Here is a 26,965-nt window from a genome sequence, read left to right as displayed (position 1 = left end):
CTTCCTAAAAATTAAAATACAAAAATTCGCTAATGCGAGTAATGTACATCAAAGAGATCACAAACAGTACCGCACATACTACTGCCTGTCTGAAGTTTGGCCGGAAGGATATGGACAGCTCCGAGGAATTCCGACAGAAGAACACGATCGGGGCGATGAGGATCATGATCGCGACCGGCTCTAACAGGGCAGTGTCCAAATTCAGATGAATACCCGATAGACCGCTCATTCCCTTCATCAGCCGCATGGCATCAGCCCAGCTTTCCGCTCGGAAAAAGACCCAGGTCACCGTTATAAAAACGAAGGTGATCGCCCAAGCGAGCACACGGGGCATCGTAATGCCCAGCTTCCCCCATAACCGTTGAATGACCTGTCCGACACCGTGCAGGAGGCCCCAGAACAGAAACGTCCAGCCTGCGCCATGCCACAGTCCGCCGATCAGGAAGGTCAGCACCAGATTCCGCAGCATGATCGCTTCACCACGGCGGTTGCCTCCCAGCGGAATATAAATGTAGTCCCGTAAAAATCGGCTCAGTGTCATATGCCAGCGCCGCCAGAAGTCTTGAATATTCACCGCCTTATAAGGTGAGTTGAAATTCTGCGGCAGCCGGATATTGAACAGAAGCGCAGCACCGATAGCCATGTCGGTATAACCGCTGAAGTCAAAATAAAGCTGGAACGTATAAGATAGCGCAGCTACCCAGGAATCAACAAAGCCCGAAGCAGTATCAAAACCTGTATTGGCATAAACCGCCAGCGTATCCGCGATGACTACCTTCTTAAACAAACCGATGCAGAATATAAAAATGCCGTTTGCGGCGTTCCCCCAATCCCACAGCTTGCCCCGAACCCGATCAAACTGCGGCATCATCTCGCCATGATGCAGGATCGGACCCGCGATCAGATGCGGATAGAAAGTCACGAACAGCACATAATTGACCAGATTGTATTCGCGAGCCTTCCCCTTGTACGCATCCACCAGATAGGCGATTTGGGTGAAGGTAAAAAAGCTGATTCCGAGCGGCAGCACCAGATTGAGAAGGGGCACTTCCCACCCTGTCGCTGCTCCAATATTAACGATGAAGAAATCAGCGTATTTGTAATAGATTAACAGCAATACATTCCCTGATATGCCGGCGATTAATATGCCTTTTGCACCGCGCCGGGAAGCGGTTTGATCTAGGGAATGAGCTTGACGTGCCTGGAGCAGCCGTCCCACGGCATAATTGAAGGCAATGGAGCCGAGAAGAAGAGGTAAATAACTGATATTCCACCAGCTGTAGAAGAATAGCGAGGATAATGCCAGCCAGCATTTAGCGGCCAATCCATAACGAAGCCGGTTCAGCATAAAATAAACAAGCACCGTAATCGGCAGAAACACAAAAATAAAAGGATAAGAATTAAACAACATGCCTGAACAGGCACCTCCGACTTCCTGACTTCACATTTCGCTTCGGTTTATGTCGTTTTTAGACGACGATTTCTCAATAGTATCATATATTTTACATCTGAGAAATAATTTTCTTGCAAGTGCTTTCTATGATTTATATCGAACAATTTCCATATAAACTGAAGTGTAACTGAAGTATTTAACCCAAGAAATTTAGGAATCGGCAGGTGCCCCAAGCATTATCGGAGAACTTGATATAAGTCGAACTGATTACCGTATAAATCCTCAAAACCTACGCCTCTGCCACCTGGAACAGGCTTCGGTTCTCCGTGGAATACGACGCCTCTTGCTTTCAAATCCTGATAATCTTGGTCGATATCATTCGATGCAAACATGATAAGAACTTGATCGGCTGCTTGTTTACCTATAAGTTCCTCTCGTTCTGGCGTATCCGCTTCAGTTAACTCCAGAACCAACTCATTGTGCTTCTGGGGTGCAACGGTCAGGTAGCGCCAACCCGGTGCAAACTCCTCCTCTGCTACAACATGAAACCCCAGCTTCTCCGTATAGTAGGCTTTGGCTTCGTCAAGATCTCTCACGAAAATAGTAATTTGAATAGCAGACGTAATCATCGTTTTCTCCTCCTTTATCAAGGTGCAGTCCTGATTGGCTTCACCTCATCAATCACAATCCAGTTTAGCAAAAGGCCTCATGCTATCTTTCTTATGCATTGCTAGATTTAAGGAGTTACAGAGAGGACCTTTGAAAGCCTCCTAGTATATAAGCGATAGAATCTTCTAATGAATGCAGCACTACTGTGCTGTCCAGCCGCCATCCACAAGCAGCAAAGTACCTGTAACAAGATCGGAGGCCGGTGAGGCCAAATAAATGACGGCTCCCGCCACGTCTCCAATGGTGCCGATCCTTCCTGCCGGAATACGCGCCAATACGCCATCTCGAAAATCCGGCGAGTCCAGACGCTCGGCCGTTCCAGGCGTATGAATGAATGTCGGGCCCACCGCATTGATATTTACACCGCGACTGGACCACTCCAGCGCCAGCACCTTCGTCAACTGATTCACGCCTCCCTTGGAGGCGCAATAAGCTGCACCTTCGGTAATGCCAACGACACTGACCTGTGAGCTGACGTTGATGATTTTGCCATAACCCTGCTCCAGCATGATGCGGCCGGCGGCCTGACAGCAGAAAAATACGCCCTTCAAATTAACATCCATCATTTCATCCCAGTAGTCCTCTGTGATGTCTTCGGCCAGCATCCCCTCTCCCAAGCCAGCGTTATTGACCACGATATCCAGTCTGCCATAATCCTTGGCAACCTGAGCAAAAGCAGCACGGATCTGTTCCACGTTCCGGACGTCCAGTTCATAGGCCTTGGCCTGACCTCCTGCTTGGGATATGTCCTCAACTAATTGATCCAGCACCTCCTTGCTCCGTGCCATGACCGCCACCTTAGCCCCTGCCGCTGCAAGCGATTGGGCCAAACCATACCCGATTCCTTTGCTTGCGCCGGTTACAATGGCGACCTTACCCTCAATACTGAAATTAGGCTGCATATGTTAAACCTCCATGATTTTTATTCGTATATGTAGTTACATTAAATCATGGCGGTAAGGCCGAGGCAATCTTTACCAGATCATTTGAAGTCCGGCAGGAGGCTGGAACCCTAGAACCGGAAAGGAAATTTACCGAAAAGCAATGGAGGAGTCATGGCCTCTCGGCTAGAAATGATGTAAGAGCAGCATCGTTATCGAAGCATGAAGGAAGTATGAGGAAGGAGTTACGATATGAGTGAATGGTTATCCGAAGCACAACAGCAGGCGATTCTTCATGTCGGCTCATCGGCGAAACGAGCACAACAGCATGCCATAGACATCATAGAGCGCATTTTAGAACGTAACGGCTTAGGCGCTGTGACAATCCACTCGCTATTAACCTGTATCCGAAAGAATGCCCGAGTCACGTTGAATTTCCATCCTGACCGGGTACTGCCCACCACCAACCGCGCTGTAATAGAAAGCCTTCTGACAGAGGGCCGTTACCATAACCAGTTCATCACAAGCGTAACGAATGGAAGCCGTACCGCCTATCCGGGCGGTGAGCGTGACCGCTGGGAACAGCTTCTGTTTGGCGGAGCCTACCAAGAGCCTGGCGTTCATAATGAGGAGCGGCCCAAATACGGGGCCCTTAATCTCATGAACTATGCGGACGGCGCCACTCCCCGGTTTGGCTCTTGTTTTTTTGTATTGTCTCCGGCCATATTGAGCCGCTGCACGTTTACTTTCGGGGACAGTCATGCAGGACCTGAATTTACAGGTACCATAAAGCAATGGGATTCCGTTCTTGCAGCCCTTCTGCTTGAAATCGAGTCCACGGGGTCAGCCCTGGGCACCCCCCACATGAATATTCCATCTATGGTGGAGCAGCTTGTTCACCTGCCTTCATCCTATACCAGTCACTCCGGACCTGTTGGTCGCAGCCTGGATAATTATATTGAAGCGCAGATTCATGACGTTATCGATTTGTCCAGCGATGTGGAAGCGCTTGTTGCCGATCCATCTTACCGGAATACCCGAACCGGTCAGCTGTTTCAAGAATTGTGTGAACGATATAACCTTACCCTATCCTGGCATCCCGGGTTCTGCCTTGCTGTACAGGATGTACCCGATGACTTTCGGGGACCCGCCATGCCGCCGCTGGCCCAGAGGATCGACCGGCAATTTGCGGATTCGCAAGGCGTGCTGGACGCCGCTGTTATCGGCAAAGCAGCAGCACAGCTGTATCATCAACCAGACCATTGGAGCGATTGGGGAACCTATGATGAAACCTTTCAGCATCTCAAACAGCTGTGGCACGTGCTCGTAAAGTATGGATATCCGAATCCGAATATTTCAAGCCGCTAGGCCGCATTCCTGCCCCAGTACAGTTGATCGGTTGATCGTTCACCTGGAAATAACCAGGCTAGCCGGATCCGTGCAGCAACGGCTAGGCTTATCGATCACAGCTTCTTTATATTGATTTTAGAAAGGATGATGACCGGATGGATTGGATTCAGCGAATGAATGAGGCCATAGGCTATATGGAAGCGCACCTGACCGAGGAGATTGATTACGCGGAAGCTGCACGGATTGCATGCTGCTCCGTGTACCATTTTCAGCGCATGTTCCCTTACATTACGGATGTTTCGCTATCCGAATACATACGGAGACGACGGCTGACCTTGGCTGCTTACGAGCTGCAGAACAGCGATATCAAAGTCATCAGCCTTGCACTCAAATATGGCTATGAATCGCCGGAGGCGTTCGCGCGCGCGTTCCAGAATATGCATCGCACAACGCCAACGGCGGCTCGCCAAGCCGGTACAAAGCTGAAGGCCTATCCCCGCATCTTCTTTCAATTTTCCATGCGAGGAGCTGCAGAAATGAATTATAGAATTGAGGAAATGAAGGGTTTCTCCATTGTTGGCTTCCAGAAGCAAATTCGAACACAGCAAGCTTATGAAGACGTCCCCCTCCTCTGGAAAGACGCCCATGTGGAAGGAATATTCGATAAGCTGTGGAACTATCGTCAGGATGACCATCCGATTCGGGGGATACTAGGGGTTTGCGCGGACGGCGACTATGGGAAAAACGAAGATTTTGATTACATCATGTCCGTGGTCTCCCAGCACACGCCTCCGGATTCGATGGTGCAGCGGCATGTTCCCCCGGCCACTTGGGCCGTCTTCGAAATGGAGGGCGACCCGAGCGGGATAGCGAATATGTGGAAGCGTCTATATACCGAATGGGTTCCATCCCATGCGTATGATCTCGCACCGATACCTGCTATTGAATGCTACCTTCCACCGGATGAGAATAAGAATGAGTTATGGATTCCTGTCATTAGAAAGGCTTAACCAGGGCTCCCCCCTCTACCGACCCATAATGCAAAACCAATGAGCAGTATATCCATGCCGATGGTTCAGCGGACATTCCAGCCATTCCGTCAACATCATGATCCAGCCGATAAAAGCCGCAAGCTCTGTGATATCACAAGCTTGCGGCTTTTATATCGAAATTCATGTCTTTAACCTTAACCGACCAGGTCGTGGATGTTACTTGTTCAGCAATCGCAGCAGCATAACCACAGCCTCTGCCCGGGTGGCCGGGGCATCCGGCTCGAACTTCCCGCCGCTCCGACCGCTTACCAGTCCTTCTGCATATGCGGCGGCGATATAACCTTTTGCCCAGGCTGGAAAACTCGCCAAGTCTGCAAACTTGGCAGGGTCACCTTGAAGCGGTTCTAAACCTAACGCTTTGGCCAGCATGACAGTTAACTCCGCTCTTGTGATCACACCTGCAGGCTGGAATCGCCCATCCTGATATCCCTGAATCATCCCGGCCTCTACTGCAAGCCCTACCGCTTCCCTTGACCATTCCGGGATGTCGGATTCGTCTTTAAATGGATATTGGCCTTCACCTTGCAGCCCCAGCGCTCTAACCAGCAAAACCGTGAATTCATCCCGTCTAATTAAGGAATCCGGTTTAAACGATCCGTTAGCATAACCCTTGACGATCCCTCGGCTTGCCAGTTCGTCAATCGCTGCCTGCGCCCAGTGTCCTTCCGTATCACGAAAAACTTCCGCAGCCTGAGGTGGCTCAGGTCTCATCGGCGGCTCAGGATTTGGCACAGTGCGGACAATGGTTAGGGTATACGTATTCACCTTGCCGCTTTCAGCGCTTACCTTAATCTCTATGACATTCTCCCCAGGTTTTAATGTGATCCTTCCGTCTTTGTCCCAGGGTCCCGTAATGCTTGCTTTGTTATGGGCGGCAGTGAGATCGAATTGGATCTCTGATGCCTCGGTCTCGGCACGATACGCGAACACGTTCGGCGAGAAGTCGGGACTCAGCTTCAACGCATTCCCGGCTTCCCCAGCTCCAATAGAGAATGTATGAAGCAAGGCATTATCCGAAGGAATCGTGGGTGTAGACGGGATCGGGTTCGCCGGTCCCGGATCTGGATTGCCTCCCGGATTTGGAGCTGGAGGCGCAGGGAGCTGAAGTGTCTTCGCTGTTGCCTCGAGCGGTGTGCTACCGTTTCCGGCAGGGTCATATGCCTTTACCCGAAACGTGTAGGACGTATTCGGGGATAAACCGTCCACCGTGTAGGAATACGTGCTGCCGGTTACCGTTGCTACCGGCGTATCTGCGGTATCTACGCGGTATACCCGATATCCTGTAACCTCTTCATCATCCGAGGCTTGCGGCCAGGATAATCTCATCGAGGTTGTGCGGATGTCAGATATCGTCAGTTGTCCGAGATCAGGCCATACCGGAGCTTCCTGATCCGGATCAGGGCCTGAATTCGGATCTTCCAGCGTCTGAACCGTCGTCTGGAGCGGAACGCTCGCATTGCCGGCCCGATCATAGGCACGGACGCTAAGCGTATACGATGTGTCGGCCGCCAAACCGTTCATCTCGTAGGAATAGGTGGCACCCGTCACCGTTGCTGCCGGCGTGGCATCATTCCCATTAAAAATGCGATATTCCGCAACCTCGTCATTGTCCGTGGCTTCAGGCCAAGACAGCTTGAGGGAGTCGGTGGATATGTCGGATGCAAGCAGCTCCGCAGCCGCAGGCCATAACGGCCCTTCCGTGTCTGGCTGCGGGTCATCCTCTGTTATCGTGATAACCGCCTGGATTGGGCTGCCAACGACTGTACCTGGCACTGCAGCAATATTCAAATAAAACTCACGGTCATCTTCATGGATATCATCATTTAGAATTTCGATCTCAATCCATTTCTCAAGCTCTCCATCGGCAAAAGAGAGCGTCCCTGAAGTTGGCTTATAATGCTTGTCAGCCTTAGCGCTTCCATCCGCAGTATGATAAGTGACAGCGACAGCACCGTGGCTGCCTCCTTCACGCATCACCTTCACCCGTACCTCGGCCCCGTCTTCCGAAACCGCGTAATCAGCCGCCTCCAGCCTTATCGTTCCCGGTTCGGGTTGCACAACAATAGCCTTGTAGATATACAGGGCTTGATTAGAAGATACAATAAGGTCCGGCGTTCCGTCCTCGGCATAGTCCCCGACAAGCGCCCGGTGCGTTCCATTTCCCTGAGTGACCAATTCCGTTTGCCACAGTAAATTCAGTTGGCCTGACGCATACTCCTTGGAATACAAATCAACGCCTTTTCCCGTCGCAACGATTATTTCCGATTGGCCATCCCCGTTTACATCCTCTGCATATACTTTTTGAGGAACCGTGACCAGGGGCTGCTGCTGAAGATTGTACGTATTGTCCCCATGATTCATATAAAAGAAGACACCTAACATGTCATTCAGCGCCATAATATCGATATGTCCGTCACCATCAATATCCCTGGATATGAGATCCACGGTATTGCCTAGTACCATATGGAAGATCTCGCTCCGCGTATAATCATTTCCCTTATACCGCTGCAGACCCAGCATCGGACTGGCCACAACCAAATCTACCGTGCCTATGGCTCCATTCGTGATGGTTGTCGCTCTATTGCCGCCTGGTGTCAAAGTGATGGGGAGCATTGTAAAAGTTCTATCTGCGGCAACGTGAACAATGGTAACCTGATTGAAATTAATAATCATAATGTCTCTCTTACCATCCAAATCAAAGTCCGCAGCTACGATATCCTGAGAAGGCAGCAATGAAAGCAGCCTCGTATCACGAAAGGTACCGTCACCTTCCCCGTACCATAAAAACGTTCCGATTTGCGTTCCGATCAGTAAGTCCAAGTGATCGTCCTGATCGTAATCATCGATTTCTAGTGTATGCGGCACCCCCAGAACCTGCAGGCTTTGTGGGAGAGGATCAAATGTTCCATCCCCCTGGCCATAGAATACATGGACACTCCCATCATCCGTTATGGCCGCAAAATCCAAATGACCGTCTTGGTTGAAATCACCCGATTTTAAATCTACCACCTTACCGCTAAGCTGGGCGATCTCGGATTTATTCTCATAGTCCGGTACAGCCGCATAGGCACTCGGCGGCAGCAGCAAAAGACTGCATAGCAGTATCATCATGAATTTATAGCCGTTTGGAATACTCATAAAATTTCTCCTGAACATCGACTTCAACTTCTAACCTCCCATTCACTAAATAGACCTGCCTTTTTATTTGTGCGCTCCGAATTCATTGTAAGACAACACGTAGCACAAAAAATCCCCCTGAAGGGGGATAGATGAGGGGTGATAAAATGATGAATCGTATCAAGTTCAGGGTCTATTCGTTTTCTTGGGATCGCTCAGCCTCTCGGCCTGCGCAATCGCCTCACTGAGATTGGCTGCATTCAGTTTGCTATAGATCCGTTTCCTGTGCGTCTTCACCGTTTCGTAGGTAACATTCAGTTTCTCCGCAATTTCCCTTCCGCTCAGATGGTCCAACAATCCCTGAAAAACATCCATCTCCCTTGACGTGAGCAGAGCCTCCAGCGGGGAATTCACCGATTCGGCCATTCCGTCCACTGCGGCAAGGATCGATCTGATAAAAGAAAGAGATGCGGAATCCTTCCCCCGATATCGCCCCTGCTGCTTCGCGCGGATCAGTTCGTGCAGGAGCTCTATAACCGGAGCTCCTTCATCGAGAAAAATCCGGGTAAAATCATTGGCCTCCGATACCTGCAGCGCCTCTTCAAGCTGGATCAGCGCCTTGCGATGCTCCTCCCTGGACTGTAACATGACGGCTGTAATGCATAATATTTCAGCAGCATCGATCGGTCTCATCTCACTCTCCGCAAGGTACAGCAGCCGATCCAACAGCTCTTCGGCTTCATCCCATCTGCCCTGCAGAACAAGAACGCGGGCAAACAGCTGATAATCAAATAATTCGAAGACAGACACCCTGTCCCGGCTCGATAATTGGCACTGTTCGCCCCAAGCCAGTGCAGCCGCCGGATCGCCGTATTGCAATTGGAGACGTATGCCCTCCAGGTGTAAAATTTCCATCCCCCGGGGAATATCCATCCACTTCATCCGCCGCTGCCCGCCTTCAAGCAGTTCCAGAGCTTCGAGCATATGACCCTCGGCGGCCTTGAGTTTCGCTTGCAGAATCCAGCTCGCCACAAGGTCATGCTCGGGCCGGTTTGGATTTTGTCCGATCCACGTCATCGCCTTGGAAACATAATCGGCTGCCGCCGATAGATCATTCCAGTAGTAGAGCACTTCCGCGTGATTAAGGAATAATTTTCCCAGAAAAATCGGATTCACGGCCTGGTACACCTCTGCCATCTGCATGGTGTACGGTGCTGCAATGGCCTTTGAGGCATGACCGCGGCCGATTTTATAAGTTTTTACCGTGATCGGCTGCAGCGGTTTCTCCGGTTGACCAAACAACATTTTGATCCCATTCGGGGCATATCGCACAACCTGCTCGTATTCCTCCTTGGCGAGCTTCAGATCATTCCGCCCAAACACCATTAACGTCCCGCGCACATAGTGAAGCATTGCCAAATATTCATGTCGCAGCACCTCGCTCAATGCTCCAGAGGATTCGGCATACCAGGCATCCGCTTGATGCAGCAGCTCCTCTCCCTCCGTAATATCCCCCGACTCCTCGGCAATGAGCGAGTTGGCATAGGAGAAAAAGAGAACCGGGTGCTGAAGCAAAATATCGCTGGGAATCACGGATAACCATTTTTGCAGATTCGACCATTCCCAATCCACGACGCGGGAAGTCATCTCGCGCAGCAGCAACACGGCCTGCTCATAATATTGACCTTGCAAGTAATACTCAACGGCTTCCTCCGCAAGGCGTTGTTCACTGCACCAATCACCGGCTGCCTTGTATAGCAATTCCTTATGAATATCCTTCTCCTGTTCCAGTCGTCTCTGCAAAAATTCCGAGAATAAATGATGAAATCGGAACCACTCTCCCTTATCATCCAGCGCCACTACGAATAGGTGGGAACGCTCTATCGATTCGACTAGCTCCCGGCTATCCTCAAACCCAGACACAGCCATACACAGGGATACATTCCACCGCTTCAGGATCGAGTTGGTTAGCAGAAACTGCTTCATCCGATCGTTCTGAACCGAGAACACCTCTTCGAACAAATATTGCTTCACCTCACGGCTGTCCCCTGCAAAATGGCGGATAAACGGTTCTTTATTCTCCTGCCGCCGCATGGCAATAGATGCAAGTTTGAGGCCGGTAATCCAGCCCTCTGTTTTTCTGACGAGTGCGGAGGACAGCTCTTCGTTCAGCAATAGCTCGGTGCTCTGGAAGAACTGCGCACCCTCCTTCTCTGTAAACCGCATGTCCTCGGTATGGAGTCTGCTGGCGAGCTGTCTTGCTTCCATACGGGCTACAGAGAAACCAGGTTCTGTACGACTGATCATGCAAACATGGATGCCCCTTGGCAAATGGTCGACAAAATACGAAAATGAAGCTGATAGTATTTCGTTCTGAATCACATGGAAATCGTCCAGCACGAGGATTAGCTCCTCGTTCAGCCTGCCTAGCGTATTCAAGCACACGATGAGCCCCTGCTCATAACCTTCCGTATGCAGCAGCGGCAGCACAGGTTTGACCTCTTCCCAGTAAGCGGGAAACACTTCTGCTATCGCAGCCGATATGTACCTCCAAAAGCGGGAGCCTTGATTATCTCCGGAATCCAGCGACACCCAGGCGGCCTGTTTCCCATGCTGCAGCAGCCACTCGCTGACAAGCGTCGTTTTCCCGAATCCCGCCGGAGCGCAGATCAGTGTCACATTGCCCGACATGGCATCCATCAGCCGTTCACTTAGACGCGGCCGGGGAATCAAGGTGGATACCGTTCTTGGAACGGTTAATTTCGAGTGCAGCAGCGGCTCTTGTGCACCGAGTTCAGTCCCATTTATCATCATACGCCTCCGTATCACCTCGAATTTGACGTTGGGACTTAACCTGATGGCATGGCCCAGACGTGTTAATCCATCATTTCTGTACTATTCTACCATTCCATAATCTGAGCTATAAAGCTTCAATTTCGTCAACCGGTCAATCAAGTAGACAAAGTTCATCTGTCCAAGAAAAAAACCGCTCACTATCAGAGCGGCTCCAGTATACTTGTTATTTCCCCTGATCGGTTTGGACGGGAATCATAATGATAAATTCAGGGTTATCCGCATACGGATCCTGACTCATCGGATATTTTTCGAAGTGGGTTAAATGATCCGGATTATATTCCGTATAGCCTTGCTCGTGAATCCAGCTGTAAATATTATTATAGGATTGCTCTATGCTGTGCTGCCTGCTGTGCTCACAGGCTGCATAGGTAAGTGCAGGTACGGACAATGAAACCATTCCTGCCGGAATTTCCTCGATCCGTTCCACTTCGACGACCCCATAATGGATAAATCCTTCTCCATCAGGAAACGCATGATACGACAGCCCCAACAGCGTATCGGTATGTATCGCATAAGGGATCTCCGGCAGCCTCTCTTGCAGCATCCGATGAATCGCGCGAATCCCCCCGGCACCGGCCTCGGCAAACGTCCCTGCCCACTTCAGTCCAACTGCTTGGAAGGCTTCCTTGCTCATGATTTTTGCTTCGTTTCGTTGATTGATTGTCATGGGGATATGCTCCTTTTTCATATTTTTTAAATTCATTATATACTTGAACTATGTCAAAAACTGTCACAGTATAAAAAATAATCAAAGGAGCAGGGTCATGCCAAAAACCGAACGAATCCTTAAGGTCATGCAGCGGGTATATGAACGGCAAAACTTCACGGTAGGCGAGTTAGCTGAGGAATTCTCGGTTTCGTATCGGACAATGCTCCGCTACCTTCATGAGCTGTCCCATCTGGGTGTTCCCCTGTATGCCCATGAGGGAAAGAACGGTGGTTATTCGATCCTGAACACACGCCAGCAGCGAGCGCGCACGGAGCAAACGGGGGAGTCCATTCAGCGGATTATCAAGCCGCAGACCCTGATAGTTGGCCTGGAAATGAAAATCCCTTTCACGGCTTATTACATGTCGCATGCCCTCAAACCCAAGCTGTGGCAAGAGCTTGAGCAGCGTATGGCTGAAATTCCATATTTGCGGAGAACATCAAAACCCCAATATGTCGCCGCTGTATTAAACCGGCAGCAGATCTATCATTATGTGGCCGGGATGGAGGTAACAACGATCCGTGATATGCCAGAACGGATGGTGAGTCTAACCCTGCCAACGCAGGAGTATGCAATGTATACGCATGAAGGGCATTCCAACAGGGAGGATACTGATCAATCCTATGCTTATGTTCTCCAGCAGCTGAAACAACGCGGTCTTACGCCGAACCCGACACGCTACTGCCTGGAGCTGAGAGCCTCCGTTCATGCTTCTTTGGCTCAAATTTACGTTCCTCTAACCGTATAAAATAGGCTTACAGCCAGAATCAGTACTTCATTCAATGCTTGCCCACTTACACTGCGTTCAAGCGAACTAATCGACAGTGTATACGAGCAGCGGACTCCACAGGCCTTATTTTTGATATATCCGGCTATTTAGGAAGTTAACGGACTCAGGAGACGCTAAGTACAGGAATCCTTGCAAAAAACGGATGTTTTTAAGCAGATAACGTCTCCTGAGTCCGCTTCTTGCTCCAAAACACGGTTTCATGCACAAATAGTGGCTATACGGTCCGCCGACTCCCGATCGATACAGAGGAGAAGCGAAACGTCAAAGCTCCTTCCGAAGTTAAAAAACAAGCCCCGGCTCACGTTGGCCGGGGCTCCATTATTAAATGGCTTTCGGATTGTCTACCACAGGGTTTACATCCGCATCATAATCCACGCCGTCGGTTTCAAAGCCGAACAGCTGGAAGAACTCGCGGCGATACCCTGCAAGGTCGGTCAATTCTTCGATGTTCTCGCTTGTAACCTTGCTCCATAATTCCGCAACTTCAGACTGCACATCCTCGCGAAGCTCCCAATCGTCAATCCGGATACGGCCCTTCTCATCCACGGGCGTTTCTTGTCCGTTATAGAGACGATCCGCGAAGAGACGGTAAATCTGCTCAATGCAGCCCTCGTGGAGTCCTTTTTCCTTCATAACTTTGTACAGCGCCGATACGTACAGCGGAACAACCGGGATCGCCGAGCTGGACTGGGTAACCAACGCTTTGCTGACCGTCACGTAAGCACGTCCGCCTCCATCTGCAAGCCTTTCGTTCAGCTTCAGCGCAGTTGCCTCCAGATGATCCTTGGCTTGTCCGATGGATCCATCCCGATAAATGGCCTTGGTGATCTCGGAACCGATGTAGGAGAACGCAATCGTTGTGACTTTTTCAGCCAGTACGCCGCCTTCAGCCAGCTCATTCATCCACAGCTCCCAATCATCGCCGCCCATCACCTCAACGGTGTTCTTCACTTCCTCTTCCGTAGCGGGCTCGATCGTAACCTCCGTTACTTCACCGGTATGGAAATTCACCGTTTTGTTGGTGTAGGCAGGTCCGATCGGCTTCAATACGGAATTGACCGTTTCGCCGGTTTCAGGCAGGGTGCGGCGCGCCGAGGCAACACTGTACACCACAAGGTCAACTTGGCCCAGTTCCTTGCGGATAAGCTCAACCGTCTTGGCTTTTGTCTCTTGTGTATAAGCATCCCCTGTCACGCTGAACGATTTCAAGCCTGCCGCGTCTGCCGCCTTCTCAAATGCAGCTGAATTATACCAGCCCGCGGAAGCCGTCCGCTTCTCGGTGGCCTGGCTGGGACGGTAAACTCCCACGGTATTCGCCCGGGAGCCAAATGCCGCAGCAATTCTTGCCGACAAACCATACCCTGTCGAGGCGCCGATGACCAGCACATTACGCGGACCTTCGAATCCAGGCTGCTTCAATACATAATCGATCTGCTCCTGTACTTGTGCTTCGCATCCTACAGGATGGGATGTGGTACAAATAAATCCTCGGGTTCTAGGTTTAATAATCATATTTATATACCTCTCTTCCAGTATTCGTCGTCTGACACCATATGTATGGTCTTTTGAATTCCTTTCTATTTTAACTGTTTTTTGTGGAGAGAGGAAATCTTTTGACTGAAGAACCAATAAAACCTCCCTTCTAAATAACGGAGGGCATCGCCTTCCATCCAATTAAAAGAGAGGTTCTTCTTGTCATCTATTCGGATTCGATTCTATAGCCGCCGCATTATTTAAATGAAGCATAGCCTTGGTCAGCCATGACCACACTGCCTGTAATGGCGGCTGCTTCGTCTAGGGATACCAGGTAAACCGTATCTGCGACAACTTCAGGCTGGGTTAATTCCCCGCCCATGACTTTGGCTCTCATGGAATCCAGCATCCCAGAATCTTTATAGCCTTGGATAATCGGTGTATCAACTGCTCCAGGAGCAACGGCAACGACGCGAATGCCGTATGGTGCAAGTTCAAGCGCGGCAGATTTACTCATCATGATGACCGCACCTTTTGTGGCATGATAGGCAAACGTACCCGGCGAAGCCAGGAATCCGAATACGGATGCCGTATTGATGATAACCCCTTTAATGCCAAGCTCCTTCATTTTTCTGCCTGCTGCGATAATGCCGTAAGCTACTCCGTGTTGATTCACGTTAATGGTACGGTGATAGAGATCCATGTTCTGCTCAAGGACCGGTCCAGCTCCGCCAATGCCTGCATTGTTGTGCATGACATCAATACGGCCATATAACTCAACCGCTCTATCAACAAGCGCTTCAACGCTTTCCGGTTTGGAAACATCAACCTGTACAAAAGACGCTTCGCCGCCTTCTTGTTGGATCATATCCACCGTCTCTTGTCCGGCAGCCTCGTTAAAATCGGCAACAACAACACGGTCGCCCTTTCTAGCAAATTTAAGAGAAACCTGACGGCCGATGCCGCTCGCTCCACCGGTAATTACCGCTACGCGTTGTTCTGACATTATCAATGACCTCCTAGGGTAAAATAGCGTTATTATTTGAACATTGTGTGTCCATGTCCTTGTGTTCATTGTAACGCTGCGTTATATTTAAGTAAATTTAAACATAATTAATATTACTTAAATTTAAATTAAGGATGCGATCACATGAATCTGGAGCAATTGGAATATATCGTGGAAACCGCCAAGACAGGATCATTAACGAAGGCGGCCCAAAACTGCAACGTTACCCTGTCAGCCGTCAGTCAAGCGGTGTCCAGTCTGGAATCCGAGTTCGGATTCTCCTTGTTCACCCGCTCACGGCTTGGCGCCGTACCTACAGCCGAGGGCCAGCGAATCCTCCAGAAAGCCTATGCCATTTTGGAACAATTTCAGGATCTGAAATCAGAAGCGGAAGGATATTCCAACCTGCTGAGCGGATCTCTTCGGATTGCCACCGTACCCGTACCGTTAACACTATCCATTGATGCGATTATTCAGTTCAAAAAAGACTTTCCCCAGATCCAACTCGAAATCACGGAGAAAGCGACACTTGATATTATTGAGGATATCAAACACAACCAGGCCGATATCGGCTTGATTTTTGTCGATGACGCTATCATCCATCAGCACCGCGGACTGCATTTCGGCAAGCTGCTGTTAAGTAAATTCGTCGTGGGGGTCAGCCGTCAATCCCCGCTTGCAATGAGGCAGTCCATTACGCCTGAGGAGCTGTGCAAATATCCGCTCGTCCTCTATAAGGATGATCAGCTCTTGAAGCTTATGGATCAGTTCCAGGAACAATACGGGCAAATGGATCTGCTCTTCTCAACCAACCAGACGAGGGTCATACAGAAGGTCGTCGAAGAGAATGTAGCGGTTACGGTGGGGGTTGATTTGTCCTTCTCCAGCTTCACTCCCATACCTTCGGGAAACATCGTCACGCTGGAGCTGGAGATGCCCCCCGGCCATGCTGCTTCTTCATTCGGATGGGTACAGCCCGGAACCCACCATCTGTCAAAGCCAGCCTCGATCTTTCTGGACAAGCTGAAGCATCAGATAGGATGAACGCAGCCTTTGCTCCCAAATATAAAAGCCAACCGACAAGTAGGGTCGTGACCGTTATCCAGTCCCCTGCTTCCGGTTGGCTTTTTCAGAAAAATCTGTATTAACGTAATGACTCGCTAAGTGTCAAACTCACCGGACAATGGTCACTTCCCATCACATGGCAGTCAATCTCGGCATCCTTGAGCTTTTCGGACAAACGGGCAGACACCAGAAAATAGTCGATGCGCCAGCCGATATTCCGCTCTCTGACCTTCGCCATATATGACCACCAGCTGTATACATCTGTCCGGTCCGGATAGAAGAATCGAAAGGAATCGATGAAGCCCGCTGCCAACAGATCGGTCATTTTGCCGCGTTCTTCCAGCGTGAAGCCGGAGTTGCCGTGATTGGATTTGGCATTTTTCAGGTCGATCTCCTGATGGGCCACATTCAAATCTCCGCATACGATGACGGGTTTGCGTTCATCAAGCTGAAGCAGATAATGGCGGAACCGCTCTTCCCATTCCAATCGATAAGGAAGCCTGCTCAGGTCCCGCTTGGCATTCGGTGTATACACGTTCACCAGATAGAAGCCCTCAAACTCCAGCGTGATCACTCTCCCCTCCGGTTCGCTGTCCTCCTCCAAGCCATATCGTACAGACAAAGGGGCAATTCTCGTAAATACCGCTGTTCCCGAGTAGCCTTTCTTCTCGGCATAGTTCCAATACTGCTGATATTCAGGCCCCAGATCCAGTTCAATCTGTCCGGCTTGCAGCTTCGTTTCTTGCACGCAAAATATATCGGCACCCGCCTGTTGAAAATAATCGTTAAAACCCTTTGTTACGCAGGCGCGCAGGCCGTTGACATTCCAAGACACTAACTTCATATCGAAACCTCCATGATATCCATATCGTGCGGTAAGCAGAATCTATGAATCTTCTAAATTCTATTATGGTATCATGCGCCGGCCGGAACGAACAAGGGAACTTCACTGTTTCATCATAACTTCATACATAGAATCGAGAGTTTGCATGCATAATCGGGAGCACAATCAGGAACAACATAAGGGTACATGAAGTGCGGCACGGAGCACGCACACAATAACAGATGAAGATCCTATCTTATGGAGGTGCACAGCATGACTGGCAGAAACAACAAACCCAAAAACGACGGCCCTTCCAGCAGTCCGGATCGTCTGGACCAATACGGCGACAAACTTGCTTCCGAGAATGAAGAAGAGTTTACCTCGGCTGCCGAGGAGAACTGCCGGGATCAGGATTAGCTGAATGTTCAAGGTTACACACAAAACAGCCGCCTCCCGATAAACATCGGAAGACGGCTGCACATGCAATCATTTAAAACTTACTTCACCAAACTCTCCAGTACATCATCAATGATCTGGGTATTGGCAATTGTGCCGGTATACAACCAGCTTGTTTCTTTCCCATACTCATAAATGTTTCCGTTCTTAACAGCAGGAATATTCGCCCAGAGCGGATCTTGGAGCACTTCGGCACCTTCTCCGTCACTGTTAATGAAGAACAAATGGTCGGCATCAAGCTCAGCCAGCTTCTCCAGGGAAATGGAGGACCAGTTGCCAGTTGCCGATGCGGAAATTTCCTTCACCACATTCGGTACCGCGAGACCCAGGTCACCATACATGACAGCACCGCTGGACAACGTTTCGCTAACGACAAACAGTTTACCGCCGACAAGCCAAATGGCAGCCGCCGATTCACCGCCGATGCCCTGCTGGATTTGCTCCTTGGCATCCTTCGCCTTCTGCTCGTACTTGTCGAGTGCCGCCTGAGCTTCCTCTTTCATATCGAAGATTTCGCCAACCTGCATAAGCTCTTCGCGCCAATCGTTATTGACTTCAGTACCAACTACATAAGTAGGAGCGATCTTGTCATATTGACTGTACTTATTGCCTTCGACCATGGAAGCGGAATCCATAATCAATAGATCCGGCTGGAAACTGGCTACCGCTTCAAAGGGAAGATCATGTTCAATAGTCGGCACATCTTTCAGATACTCCTGAAGGTAGTCCTGAACGCTTCCGCCATTGACCGACCACTGGGCAGCTGGTGTGATGCCGAGTGCCACCAAGTTATCCTCCAGGTAGGAAGCTATGACTCGCTTCGGCTCAGCCGGAATCTTAACCTCATGTCCCATGGCATCTGTCAGCGTACGTTCTGTTGTGGCTTCGGCATCAGGCTTGGCCTCAGTGCCGCTGTTCTGCTCGCTTGGCGTCTGTGCTTCAAACTGGCCATTCTCAGCCGAGTCCTTGTTATTTCCACAGGCTGCCAGAAGTGTCAAGGCAACCAATAAACTTGCGATAATCCATATTTTTTTCTTGAAATGATTCATGATTTTCATTTCCCCCAATGTCTATTTTTTGATACAATTCACTAGCATTCTATTTGGCAAGTGATATAATAGCCATAACCATGATAATGAAATTCATTCTCATTTACAATACGTTATTTTTATTTTTTTATCAACATAAAGGTTTAGGTGACTATGCAAGCAAATCATTCCATAACAAAAACAAAAACATACCACCCTAAAACAGCCGTGGCTGTGATTGTGTCGGGGTTATGCCTTCTTGTCCTCGCCATGGCATTCTCCATCATCTATGGAGCAGCGAACATCAAACTCTCGACGATATGGGAAGCTTTTGTCCACTTCGATTCCAGTTCTACCGCTCACCAGATTATCCAGAGACTGCGTATGCCAAGAGCTGTGGCGGCAGCGTTAATCGGCGGTTCCCTGGCCGTGTCCGGAGCCGTTATGCAGGGCATGACAAGGAACGCGCTGGCCTCCCCTTCTATTATGGGAGTCACGGCCGGAGCTACCTTCGTGATGTCAATCGGCCTTGCTTTTATGGAGTCGGCTTCCAACACCACACTGATGCTGCTGTCTTTTGCAGGCGCTGGCCTCGGTGCCGGACTGGTGCTCCTGATCGGTTCGTTATCAAAGCGGGGACTAACACCTGTCAAGCTGGCACTGGCCGGTTCCGCCGTTACCGCACTCCTGAGCTCGATATCCTCGGCCATTGCCATTCACTTTAACGTTGCCAAGGACATCAGCTTCTGGTACGCCGGAGGCGTATCCGGTGTGCAATGGGTGAATGTGCAGCTTCTGATTCCTGTATCCATCGTCGGATTATTGCTTGCGCTGGGGCTAAGCAGGTCAATTACCGTCATGAGTTTGGGTGAAGAGGTGGCCACCGGACTTGGTCAAAAAACGGGCATTGTTAAATTTCTGGGCACACTACTTGTCCTGCTGCTAACAGGGGCGGCGGTGGCGGTAGGCGGAACGATAGGCTTTGTAGGCCTCGTCATCCCGCATATCGTTCGGTTCATTGTAGGCCCTGACTATCGTCTGATCATTCCCTGCTCTGCTGTCATGGGGGCGCTTCTTCTGGTGTTCGCCGATGTGGCAGCTCGCATGATCAATCCTCCGTTTGAGACGCCTGTCGGCGCGATTACGGCGATTATCGGCGTTCCCTTCTTCCTCTATCTCGCACGCCGGGAAGGGAGGGGGCTGTAATGACGAATAAGACAAGAAAAGTCATGTCGGTCTCCATGATCCTGCTGCTGGCGATTATCACCGTGTTTTTAATCAGCTTGAATATGGGCACCCTCAAAATCCCGCTCGCAGAGGTCATCAAAGCTTTCAACGGGACCGGATCGGAGCAGAACTATACCGTGCTCGTGCACTTTCGCTTGCCCCGTATGGTCATCGCCATCCTGATTGGTGCCGGAATCGCCGTGTCAGGCGCCATCCTGCAGAGCGTTTCACGAAACGCGCTGGCGGACCCGGGCATACTCGGCATTAACTCCGGGGCCGGACTGGCCGTCGTACTGTACATTTTTTATTTTCAAGGGAGCTCATTCAGTTCAGGTGTACTGTCCGTCTACATAATGCCTTTTGCCGCGTTACTCGGCGCCTTTCTTGCCACATTCCTGATTTATACGCTTGCCTGGAAGCAGGGGGTAACGCCGATTCGGCTTGTCCTGGTAGGGATCGGTATCAATGCCGCATTTGCAGCACTTATTATTGTATTCCAGCTCATGATGGACCCTAACAATTTTATGCAGGCTACCATCTGGCTGTCGGGAAGCATCTGGGGAGCGAGCTGGGAATATGTCTATGCCATCCTGCCGTGGATTCTTCTGCTGATTCCTTTGGCGCTGTATAAATCGCAAAATTTAAATGTGCTAAATTTGGGGGACCATACGGCAACGGGACTTGGCGTCAAGGTTGAACGCGAGCGAAGAACGCTGCTGTTCATCTCCGTTGCTTTGGCTGGCGCTTGCGTCGCTGTTGGCGGAGGGATTGCGTTCCTGGGACTTGTCGCTCCGCATCTGGCGCGTAAATGGGTTGGTCCCCGTCATCAGGGAATGCTGCCTGTCTCTGCACTTATCGGCGCCCTTGTTCTGCTTGTGGCTGATATGATCGGCAAAAACCTGATGGCCCCCTCCGAAATTCCTGTGGGGCTGGTCGTTTCGTGTCTAGGAGCGCCTTATTTTATTTATTTGTTGATCAAGGATTAACGAAGTTGAAATATAAAAAGACGGCGATCGCTCCCGAGTGGACACGGGGGAGATCGCCGTTGTTTATTTAAAATACGGGCTCACTTGTTTATTACATTGCCTGTTTGCCCCCGCCCCACCAAGCACGAGTTCAGGTATAACAACAACCGCTAGGCATGGCTCTGATTCAGCTCAGAGGCAACCTTTTTATTCCCGAGACTGCTTGCATACGGAATAAACACGATAAGCGCCAAGAACAGCATGATTCCTACGATTGTGGTTACGAACCTAACATGAATATGGATAGGTGACGGGTCTATCAATCTAAAAGCATATAACAGGATTATCCCAAGCATAATCCCCACCGCCATTCCAATACAGAGATACAACAGCACCTGTGTTAGTATGATCCGAACAAGCCCTTTTTTGTCCACAGAAATGGCCCGTAACACGGCGAATTCTTTGCGCTTGCTGTGGATGTTGTTCATCAGGGAATTAAATACCCCAATGGTAACGCTCAGCATAATCACAATGATCGCGCTCAGGAAAAAGGACCACACCCGCGTGTACATGCTGCTTGAATTCTCCAGAGCTTGTGAATAACTGCTGATGTCCACTGTAGGAAACTTCCCCACGATTCCTTCCAGCTGCTTCAATGCAGCATTCTCATTTATGGGCGTTACATAAGCCGTATCAAAAACCGTAAATTTCGTATGAACATCCGCATTCGACCAATCGATGTACATATCCGCGTGATGAAATGGCTCCACGATAGCTGCTACTGTCAATGTTCCGGCATGCTTGAAGTTCTTTGGATCCTCGTCTTGATAAACCGATAAAGCAATCGAGTCGCCGATGCCTATCGCATGTGCCTTGGCGTATTGCTTGGACACGATAACTCCGTTCGCCACATTCACTATATCCGGCAGCAGCCGCTGCGCTGCCAATGCATCCAGGTCAGCCAGCGCATAGTCGATAACCTTGTCGTCCTGCCCCTGCTTGGCGGGGCTTAATCGGCTGACCGTGCTTACTGCTTCTATCCCTTCAAATTGCATGATTTGCTGCTTTAATTGCTCCGGGTCAATGGTAGACGAGCCCTCCAGCCGATCTACAATCTTGATATCCGTAGCGTACTGCTTCTTGACATAATTCCGTTCATTATATTGTATCGTATTCAGCAGGGACGAGCCGATGACAGCAATCATCATGGCAATGCTTATCGTCAGGATAAGGAAGGTATTTCTCTTGACCTGCGGCACGATATTTTTGACAGCAACATAGGAGATTCGGCCCGCAAACAGCTTTAGTACAGGCAGGATTTTAGTTAAAACAACGGAAAGGTACACGGGAACCATCGTAAACACGGACCATATAAACAATAGAAAGCCCAGAAGATAACCTAACTCCGCGTTAGCAGACGGCGTACCTGAAAAGGCAACCCCGAAAAGGATGCAAAACAGACTGGCTGCCATCAGCACTTTCCCTAAAGTTCCCCGTCCTTTTTGCCCTTTAAAATTATGATTCTGGTTCATCTCCAGCATTTTCAGCGGAAGAATCTTGGTACTTCGATAAGCAGGGATCAACATAAATAACTCAAGGATGATAAAGCTTGCCACCGCAACCATAGCTGCAACTCCAACATCAAAACGGGGTTCCGATATCGGAACCGCAAACAGTCCGGATATCCATGGAATGATGTAGGAATAGCTTAGCAGCGATACCAGCAGTCCGCACACAACACCGAGTCCATTCGTAACCGAGCACTGAATGAAGACCATTTTAAACAGCTGCTCCGTTTGAGCGCCCATGGACCTTAGAACGGCGAATTGAAACCGGTATTTATGCAGCATACCCTCAAAATTAGAAATGATCAGCAGGGCGATGACCATCACAATTAGAACCGAAATGACCAAGATGTAATTGCTCAAGAGGGACAAGCCTGCTTTTAACGCCGAACTTTGCTCAGCAATCTCTACCGTGAACCCGGGATCCAGCTCTTGTAAGTACTCACTCAGAATCAGAAGATCGGTATGGTCCGCTGCCTGCACCATCATATAACTTGACAACATTTCATGCCGGGCTCTGGCAGCTTCAATCTGCTTGACTTCCTCCCGGTTCATAAGCAGAATATTCGAAACAGATTCCGCACCACCAACAGGATCACCAATGATCTCCTTAACGGTGTAGACCTTTCCTTCCACTGTCATTTGACTGCCCGCCTGCAGCTGCAGTTCATCCGCCAGCGACTGATTCAGAATCAGCTCCTCCTGTCCCGGGTAGGCCGTGAAATGATATCGGCTCTTCGACAATGCATCGTTCTCAACGCCAGCAGTGGATATAGGCAGCGCCTGTCCCTTAACGCGCATATGTGACAGAATGACCGGAGACACCCGCTGTACCCCACCGGTCGATTGCATCAAATCTGCCATATACTGATCTAATGTCTCATTGTCCAGCTCGGTCGCGTACCCCACCAGCATATCCATGTCGCCGTACTGCTGCTTCATTTCATGGTCTATCGAACGATTGGCATTCGCCATGAAGGAAGACACCGTGATCATCAAAAACACGGCTAAACATATGCTGATCACGGAGAAGGACAAAATCGTCTTATTACGGGCAAGTATACGAAGGGCTATGCCTCGTAATGAATGGATCATGCGGATCGCTCCATCATGTTCTTGAATATAGACAATATCGGATCGATATCCCTCTTCCCTCTGCTCACGTACTGATCCACAATTTGCCCATCATGGAAAAACAACACCCGGTCCGCGTAAACGGCCACGTTCGGATCATGAGTTACCATAATCATGCTTTGTTTCAAGCTGCTTCTCATCTCTACCAAGGCTTCCAGGATTTCCTTCGACGTATTATAATCCAGATTGCCAGTCGGCTCGTCTGCCAGCAGCAGCGGCGGTTTCGTAATCAACGCACGGCCGATAGCTACACGCTGCTGCTGTCCCCCCGACAGCTGTGTAGGACGTTTCTTCCTCCAGTTTGCCAGCCCAAGCAGCTGGAGCATATTCTGGACTTTTTGCTGTATATCCGCCTCTGAATCACCTTGTAAAATTAAAGGAATCGCTATATTCTCTTCTACGCTTAAATCATTCAATAGATGAAAGGATTGAAACACAAAACCGATATTTTCACGCCGGTAGTGGGTTGCATGAGGCTCCACAAAGATGTTGTCCATGACCTTACCTTTTAACTCAATTGTCCCCGAGGTTGGCTTATCAAGGGAGCTGATAATGTTAAGCAGGGTGCTTTTTCCAGAGCCGCTAGTCCCCATGACAGCAACCAGTTCACCCTCCTCAAGCGCAAAAGACACATCCTTTAATGCATCAACCTTAAACCCGTCTCCATCATAGGTTTTGTGGATATTGCGAACAGATAACAAACTCTTCTGATTCATCCGATCCCTCCACTAGATTTATTTGTCTGGTTCCTCCTAAAACACTCTATGAGTATATCAGATTTGGTTATATATGTAATCTAATGGAATCTGTGGAACACGGGAAGTTGACCTGTCGATCCTATTCACCAAAAACAAAAAAGAGACCGCGTTACGCGGTCTCTAACAGTCCTTGCTGCTGCACAGCACAGCTACATCATTAGTGAGCACTTACCAGGATTTTCACCTGGTTCTTCTCTTTGAGCAGGGCCTCAAAGCCCTGGTCAATCACCTCGTCCAGTTTGATCCGCTGGGTTACCAGCTTATCCGCAGGGAAGAATCCTTTTTCCATCAAGCTAATGACAGCCGGGAATACGTCGCGATAACCGATGATTCCGGTAATATTCCGCTCCTTCATCACGACATCATTCGGCACGATGGGCGCGGAGGTTTCGAATATGCTGACAATCATAATCTGTCCGCCGATCTTCGTGGAGTTGATCGCTTGGCTCAGAACAGGAGGGACACCCGTAACCTCGAATGCCACATCGACTCCACCACCGGTGCGGCGATGAAGCTCATCCACCACAGCGTGGGCTTTCGGATCCAACACAATGGCACCCAACTCCTCGGCTTTCTGTTTCCGCTCCGGGGACAGCTCCACCGCGTAGATTTCAGAAGCGCCTGCTGCCTTCAATGCTTCGATCACAAGCAGACCGATAGGCCCGGCTCCGAAGACCACAGCTCGATCCCCGGCTTTCAGCTGACTTTGGCGCACGGCATACAGCGCGACCGCCGCAGGTTCTACCAAGGCTCCCTGTTCATAAGAGACACCGTCTGGAATTTTATGAACCATATGCTCATCGGCTGCCACATATTCGGAGAATCCGCCGCCACCGCCGGCAAGCCCAAGAAAGCCCATTTCTTCGCATAGATTATATTTCCCTTGTCGGCAAGCGTCGCATGTTCCGCATGAAAATACAGGCTCAACGACCACTCGGTCACCAGCCTTGAATTTCGTAACGCCTTCGCCAACCTCTACCACCTGGCCGGAAAATTCATGGCCCATAACGACGGGAGCCTGTTCTCCTGTAAGCGTATGAGGTGTATTCTCAGGTATAAATATAGGCCCGGCCACGTATTCATGGAGATCACTGCCACAAATGCCGCACCATTCAACCTTGATTTTCACTTTTCCATTCGTTGCTTGAGGCTCCGCTATCGTCTCCAAACGCAGATCCTTCACGCCATGCCAGCGCAATGCTTGCATTGTCTTCATCTCCTTATGAGTTCGAAAAAATAAGAATGAAATAGGAAACGTTTCCGAAATCAAATATGTCACAGTTTTGACATTCTGTCAAACCCCGCAGCCCCAAATGTATGAAAAGTCATGGACAACTTACGATTGTGCTTACTCTTTATTTTACAAGGCGATAAAGCTAACTGTTCCGATGAAACAATCTCGGTATTCTTCGTCTTACATGAGTACCATGATTTAAGTACATTCTTAATGTTATAATATAGATATGGCTCGATTTATTCTCCAAATTACATTCAGAACAGGAAACGTTTCCGATATAGAGAGGACTTTTTCGAATATGGTGAACCCCAAAAAAGTGACAATTGAAGATGTCGCTAAAAAAGCGGGCGTCGGTATTGCCACTGTGTCCAGAGCGATCAACAACAGCAAGGGAATCAGTCCCGCAACAAAAGCACGGATCCTGCAAGTGATCGAGGAAATCGGATTTAGTCCGGATACATCAGCTCAAAGCCTGAAGGTTCGCCAGACGAATCAAATTGCCTTGGCCGTGCCGGACATCCGGAATGCCATTATCCCAGAAATCGCCTGGTCGGTCGAACAGACCGCCAAGCAGCATGGATATCGTGTCGTTCAGATCAATACAGCTGGCAACGCCCGCAACGAGCTTGAAATTGTGAGGGATATCAAGAAGCTGCACGTGGATGGTCTGATTATTATGCCGCTGGCCTATCCCAAAACACTGGGCGAGCAAATCAATAAATCCAGCCTGCCCGTCTCCATCATTAATTACGGGAAGCAGTTAGGCGAGGAGTATAAGGCCGATATTGTCGGACTTGCCCGCCAGGAGGGCAGACTTGTCATGGAGCATCTGCTGAAAATCGGACGAACCCGAATCGCCTATGCCGGAGCCCCCAAAGATAAAATCGAAGAGCGGTATTGGGCATATGAGCAGTCGCTGAAGCAGGTCGATCCGTCCCTCGTTTATTTCGGGGAGGATTTCTCATTTGAAACGGGGGTTCGTGCAGCAGACTATTTTTATGGACTGAAGCATATGCCGGACGCCATCTATGCGGTTAACGACATGGTCGCCATCGGCATTGTCAATCGCTTTAAGGAGCTGCATATACGGATTCCCGAAGATGTGGCGGTCGTAGGCATCGATAACAATGCTTGGACAACCGTTACCAATCCGCAGATCAGTTCGGTTTCCATCATGGGGGACGAAGTTGCGCGTCTGGCTACGGAACTGCTCCTCAAGCGCCTTCGCGAGCAAAAGTCCGGCCAATACGAGCGTGTGCAATTCGAACCGCGGCTCATCGTGAGGGAATCCAGCATTTCCGTCATTCGAAACGCGACAACCGACTAGGGTTGCCGGACAATAAACAAAGCCTGGATGCGAAGTTCCAGGCTCTTTTCTTGCGAATATTTACTTCGGAGTCACATTAAGAAT

The 26,965-nt window shown here is 49.8% G+C and carries 21 protein-coding genes; 8 read left to right on the top strand and 13 right to left on the bottom strand.

Annotated elements, in window-relative coordinates; genetic code table 11:
* Window positions 1-4: 4 nt before the first annotated feature.
* The 3 genes from B9D94_RS06360 to B9D94_RS06350 form a co-directional block, all read right to left on the bottom strand.
* Entirely contained in the window at window positions 5-1,411 is a 1,407-nt protein-coding gene (locus B9D94_RS06360) for an MBOAT family O-acyltransferase (RefSeq protein WP_148246643.1), read from the bottom strand.
* A gap of 218 nt (window positions 1,412-1,629) precedes the next feature.
* Window positions 1,630-2,022, bottom strand: a complete 393-nt coding sequence (locus B9D94_RS06355; protein ID WP_148246642.1) for a VOC family protein — start codon at window positions 2,020-2,022, stop codon at window positions 1,630-1,632.
* A gap of 180 nt (window positions 2,023-2,202) precedes the next feature.
* Entirely contained in the window at window positions 2,203-2,964 is a 762-nt protein-coding gene (locus B9D94_RS06350) for an SDR family NAD(P)-dependent oxidoreductase (protein WP_148246641.1), read from the bottom strand.
* A gap of 231 nt (window positions 2,965-3,195) precedes the next feature.
* Here B9D94_RS06350 and B9D94_RS06345 point away from each other — a divergent pair, with 231 nt between their 5' ends.
* Both B9D94_RS06345 and B9D94_RS06340 read left to right on the top strand, forming a co-directional pair.
* A complete protein-coding gene (locus B9D94_RS06345; RefSeq protein WP_148246640.1) occupies window positions 3,196-4,311 on the top strand; it encodes a DUF3626 domain-containing protein in 1,116 nt (371 codons plus the stop codon).
* 137 nt (window positions 4,312-4,448) lie between these two features.
* A complete protein-coding gene (locus tag B9D94_RS06340; protein ID WP_148246639.1) occupies window positions 4,449-5,303 on the top strand; it encodes an AraC family transcriptional regulator in 855 nt (284 codons plus the stop codon).
* A 198-nt stretch (window positions 5,304-5,501) separates the two neighbouring features.
* Here B9D94_RS06340 and B9D94_RS06335 read toward each other — a convergent pair whose 3' ends face one another.
* From B9D94_RS06335 to B9D94_RS06325, 3 genes are all read right to left on the bottom strand, one after another.
* A complete protein-coding gene (locus B9D94_RS06335; RefSeq protein ID WP_172963911.1) occupies window positions 5,502-8,483 on the bottom strand; it encodes an S-layer homology domain-containing protein in 2,982 nt (993 codons plus the stop codon).
* Window positions 8,484-8,648: 165 nt separating this feature from the next.
* Entirely contained in the window at window positions 8,649-11,276 is a 2,628-nt protein-coding gene (locus B9D94_RS06330; protein ID WP_148246637.1) for a winged helix-turn-helix domain-containing protein, read from the bottom strand.
* A 205-nt stretch (window positions 11,277-11,481) separates the two neighbouring features.
* Window positions 11,482-11,985 (bottom strand): GyrI-like domain-containing protein, encoded by a 504-nt coding sequence (locus tag B9D94_RS06325; protein WP_006212113.1) that lies wholly within the window; start codon window positions 11,983-11,985, stop codon window positions 11,482-11,484.
* A 97-nt stretch (window positions 11,986-12,082) separates the two neighbouring features.
* Between B9D94_RS06325 and B9D94_RS06320 the strand changes: the two genes are divergently transcribed.
* The gene (locus B9D94_RS06320; protein WP_036643400.1) at window positions 12,083-12,775 is read left to right on the top strand and encodes a GyrI-like domain-containing protein; all 693 of its coding nucleotides are present in this window, start codon (window positions 12,083-12,085) and stop codon (window positions 12,773-12,775) included.
* Between the two features lie 363 nt (window positions 12,776-13,138).
* Here B9D94_RS06320 and fabV read toward each other — a convergent pair whose 3' ends face one another.
* Together fabV and B9D94_RS06310 are read right to left on the bottom strand one after the other, a co-directional pair.
* Window positions 13,139-14,329 carry an enoyl-ACP reductase FabV gene (gene fabV / locus B9D94_RS06315; RefSeq protein WP_006212116.1) on the bottom strand — a complete coding sequence of 397 codons (1,191 nt, stop codon included), beginning with the start codon at window positions 14,327-14,329 and terminating at the stop codon, window positions 13,139-13,141.
* 217 nt (window positions 14,330-14,546) lie between these two features.
* Entirely contained in the window at window positions 14,547-15,296 is a 750-nt protein-coding gene (locus tag B9D94_RS06310; RefSeq protein WP_148246636.1) for an SDR family NAD(P)-dependent oxidoreductase, read from the bottom strand.
* Window positions 15,297-15,440: 144 nt separating this feature from the next.
* Between B9D94_RS06310 and B9D94_RS06305 the strand changes: the two genes are divergently transcribed.
* Window positions 15,441-16,340, top strand: a complete 900-nt coding sequence (locus B9D94_RS06305) for a LysR family transcriptional regulator (protein WP_148246635.1) — start codon at window positions 15,441-15,443, stop codon at window positions 16,338-16,340.
* Window positions 16,341-16,440: 100 nt separating this feature from the next.
* On the opposite strand, the gene B9D94_RS06300 is transcribed toward B9D94_RS06305, so the two are convergent.
* Window positions 16,441-17,205 carry an exodeoxyribonuclease III gene (locus B9D94_RS06300; protein WP_036643404.1) on the bottom strand — a complete coding sequence of 255 codons (765 nt, stop codon included), beginning with the start codon at window positions 17,203-17,205 and terminating at the stop codon, window positions 16,441-16,443.
* Window positions 17,206-17,457: 252 nt separating this feature from the next.
* Here B9D94_RS06300 and B9D94_RS30890 point away from each other — a divergent pair, with 252 nt between their 5' ends.
* The gene (locus B9D94_RS30890; RefSeq protein ID WP_164481466.1) at window positions 17,458-17,601 is read left to right on the top strand and encodes a hypothetical protein; all 144 of its coding nucleotides are present in this window, start codon (window positions 17,458-17,460) and stop codon (window positions 17,599-17,601) included.
* An 80-nt stretch (window positions 17,602-17,681) separates the two neighbouring features.
* Here B9D94_RS30890 and B9D94_RS06295 read toward each other — a convergent pair whose 3' ends face one another.
* Window positions 17,682-18,689 (bottom strand): ABC transporter substrate-binding protein, encoded by a 1,008-nt coding sequence (locus B9D94_RS06295; RefSeq protein WP_036643405.1) that lies wholly within the window; start codon window positions 18,687-18,689, stop codon window positions 17,682-17,684.
* A 153-nt stretch (window positions 18,690-18,842) separates the two neighbouring features.
* Here B9D94_RS06295 and B9D94_RS06290 point away from each other — a divergent pair, with 153 nt between their 5' ends.
* Window positions 18,843-19,874, top strand: coding sequence for a FecCD family ABC transporter permease (locus B9D94_RS06290; RefSeq protein ID WP_036643406.1), 1,032 nt, complete (start codon window positions 18,843-18,845; stop codon window positions 19,872-19,874).
* Window positions 19,874-20,881: a FecCD family ABC transporter permease gene (locus B9D94_RS06285; RefSeq protein WP_036643407.1), complete on the top strand. Its 1,008-nt coding sequence runs from the start codon at window positions 19,874-19,876 to the stop codon at window positions 20,879-20,881. Before B9D94_RS06290 ends, B9D94_RS06285 begins: the two co-directional genes overlap by 1 nt.
* 149 nt (window positions 20,882-21,030) lie before the next feature.
* Here B9D94_RS06285 and B9D94_RS06280 read toward each other — a convergent pair whose 3' ends face one another.
* From B9D94_RS06280 to B9D94_RS06270, 3 genes are all read right to left on the bottom strand, one after another.
* Entirely contained in the window at window positions 21,031-23,520 is a 2,490-nt protein-coding gene (locus B9D94_RS06280) for an FtsX-like permease family protein (RefSeq protein WP_063480399.1), read from the bottom strand.
* On the bottom strand, window positions 23,517-24,275 hold the full coding sequence (locus B9D94_RS06275; protein ID WP_063480400.1) for an ABC transporter ATP-binding protein: 759 nt from the start codon (window positions 24,273-24,275) through the stop codon (window positions 23,517-23,519). Before B9D94_RS06275 ends, B9D94_RS06280 begins: the two co-directional genes overlap by 4 nt.
* Before the next feature lie 199 nt (window positions 24,276-24,474).
* Window positions 24,475-25,524, bottom strand: a complete 1,050-nt coding sequence (locus tag B9D94_RS06270; protein WP_148246634.1) for a 2,3-butanediol dehydrogenase — start codon at window positions 25,522-25,524, stop codon at window positions 24,475-24,477.
* 328 nt (window positions 25,525-25,852) lie between these two features.
* Between B9D94_RS06270 and B9D94_RS06265 the strand changes: the two genes are divergently transcribed.
* A complete protein-coding gene (locus B9D94_RS06265) occupies window positions 25,853-26,881 on the top strand; it encodes a LacI family DNA-binding transcriptional regulator (RefSeq protein ID WP_148246633.1) in 1,029 nt (342 codons plus the stop codon).
* Window positions 26,882-26,965: the final 84 nt, after the last annotated feature.

The sequence above is a fragment of the Paenibacillus sp. Cedars genome (assembly GCF_003184205.1).
Lineage (GTDB): Bacteria > Bacillota > Bacilli > Paenibacillales > Paenibacillaceae > Paenibacillus_AQ > Paenibacillus_AQ glucanolyticus.
This window is presented reverse-complemented; position numbering and strand designations above follow the sequence as displayed.

Bases quoted from the DNA above. Each gene is read 5' to 3' on its own strand.
- B9D94_RS30890 (WP_164481466.1), top strand. From the start codon at position 17,458: ATGACTGGCAGAAACAACAAACCCAAAAACGACGGCCCTTCCAGCAGT.
- B9D94_RS06275 (WP_063480400.1), bottom strand. From the start codon at position 24,275: ATGAATCAGAAGAGTTTGTTATCTGTTCGCAATATCCACAAAACCTAT.
- B9D94_RS06325 (WP_006212113.1), bottom strand. From the start codon at position 11,985: ATGACAATCAATCAACGAAACGAAGCAAAAATCATGAGCAAGGAAGCC.
- B9D94_RS06285 (WP_036643407.1), top strand. From the start codon at position 19,874: ATGACGAATAAGACAAGAAAAGTCATGTCGGTCTCCATGATCCTGCTG.
- B9D94_RS06355 (WP_148246642.1), bottom strand. From the start codon at position 2,022: ATGATTACGTCTGCTATTCAAATTACTATTTTCGTGAGAGATCTTGAC.
- B9D94_RS06335 (WP_172963911.1), bottom strand. From the start codon at position 8,483: ATGAGTATTCCAAACGGCTATAAATTCATGATGATACTGCTATGCAGT.
- fabV (WP_006212116.1), bottom strand. From the start codon at position 14,329: ATGATTATTAAACCTAGAACCCGAGGATTTATTTGTACCACATCCCAT.
- B9D94_RS06360 (WP_148246643.1), bottom strand. From the start codon at position 1,411: ATGTTGTTTAATTCTTATCCTTTTATTTTTGTGTTTCTGCCGATTACG.
- B9D94_RS06320 (WP_036643400.1), top strand. From the start codon at position 12,083: ATGCCAAAAACCGAACGAATCCTTAAGGTCATGCAGCGGGTATATGAA.
- B9D94_RS06345 (WP_148246640.1), top strand. From the start codon at position 3,196: ATGAGTGAATGGTTATCCGAAGCACAACAGCAGGCGATTCTTCATGTC.
- B9D94_RS06305 (WP_148246635.1), top strand. From the start codon at position 15,441: ATGAATCTGGAGCAATTGGAATATATCGTGGAAACCGCCAAGACAGGA.
- B9D94_RS06295 (WP_036643405.1), bottom strand. From the start codon at position 18,689: ATGAATCATTTCAAGAAAAAAATATGGATTATCGCAAGTTTATTGGTT.
- B9D94_RS06265 (WP_148246633.1), top strand. From the start codon at position 25,853: ATGGTGAACCCCAAAAAAGTGACAATTGAAGATGTCGCTAAAAAAGCG.
- B9D94_RS06290 (WP_036643406.1), top strand. From the start codon at position 18,843: ATGCAAGCAAATCATTCCATAACAAAAACAAAAACATACCACCCTAAA.
- B9D94_RS06310 (WP_148246636.1), bottom strand. From the start codon at position 15,296: ATGTCAGAACAACGCGTAGCGGTAATTACCGGTGGAGCGAGCGGCATC.
- B9D94_RS06350 (WP_148246641.1), bottom strand. From the start codon at position 2,964: ATGCAGCCTAATTTCAGTATTGAGGGTAAGGTCGCCATTGTAACCGGC.
- B9D94_RS06300 (WP_036643404.1), bottom strand. From the start codon at position 17,205: ATGAAGTTAGTGTCTTGGAATGTCAACGGCCTGCGCGCCTGCGTAACA.
- B9D94_RS06330 (WP_148246637.1), bottom strand. From the start codon at position 11,276: ATGATGATAAATGGGACTGAACTCGGTGCACAAGAGCCGCTGCTGCAC.
- B9D94_RS06340 (WP_148246639.1), top strand. From the start codon at position 4,449: ATGGATTGGATTCAGCGAATGAATGAGGCCATAGGCTATATGGAAGCG.
- B9D94_RS06270 (WP_148246634.1), bottom strand. From the start codon at position 25,524: ATGCAAGCATTGCGCTGGCATGGCGTGAAGGATCTGCGTTTGGAGACG.
- B9D94_RS06280 (WP_063480399.1), bottom strand. From the start codon at position 23,520: ATGATCCATTCATTACGAGGCATAGCCCTTCGTATACTTGCCCGTAAT.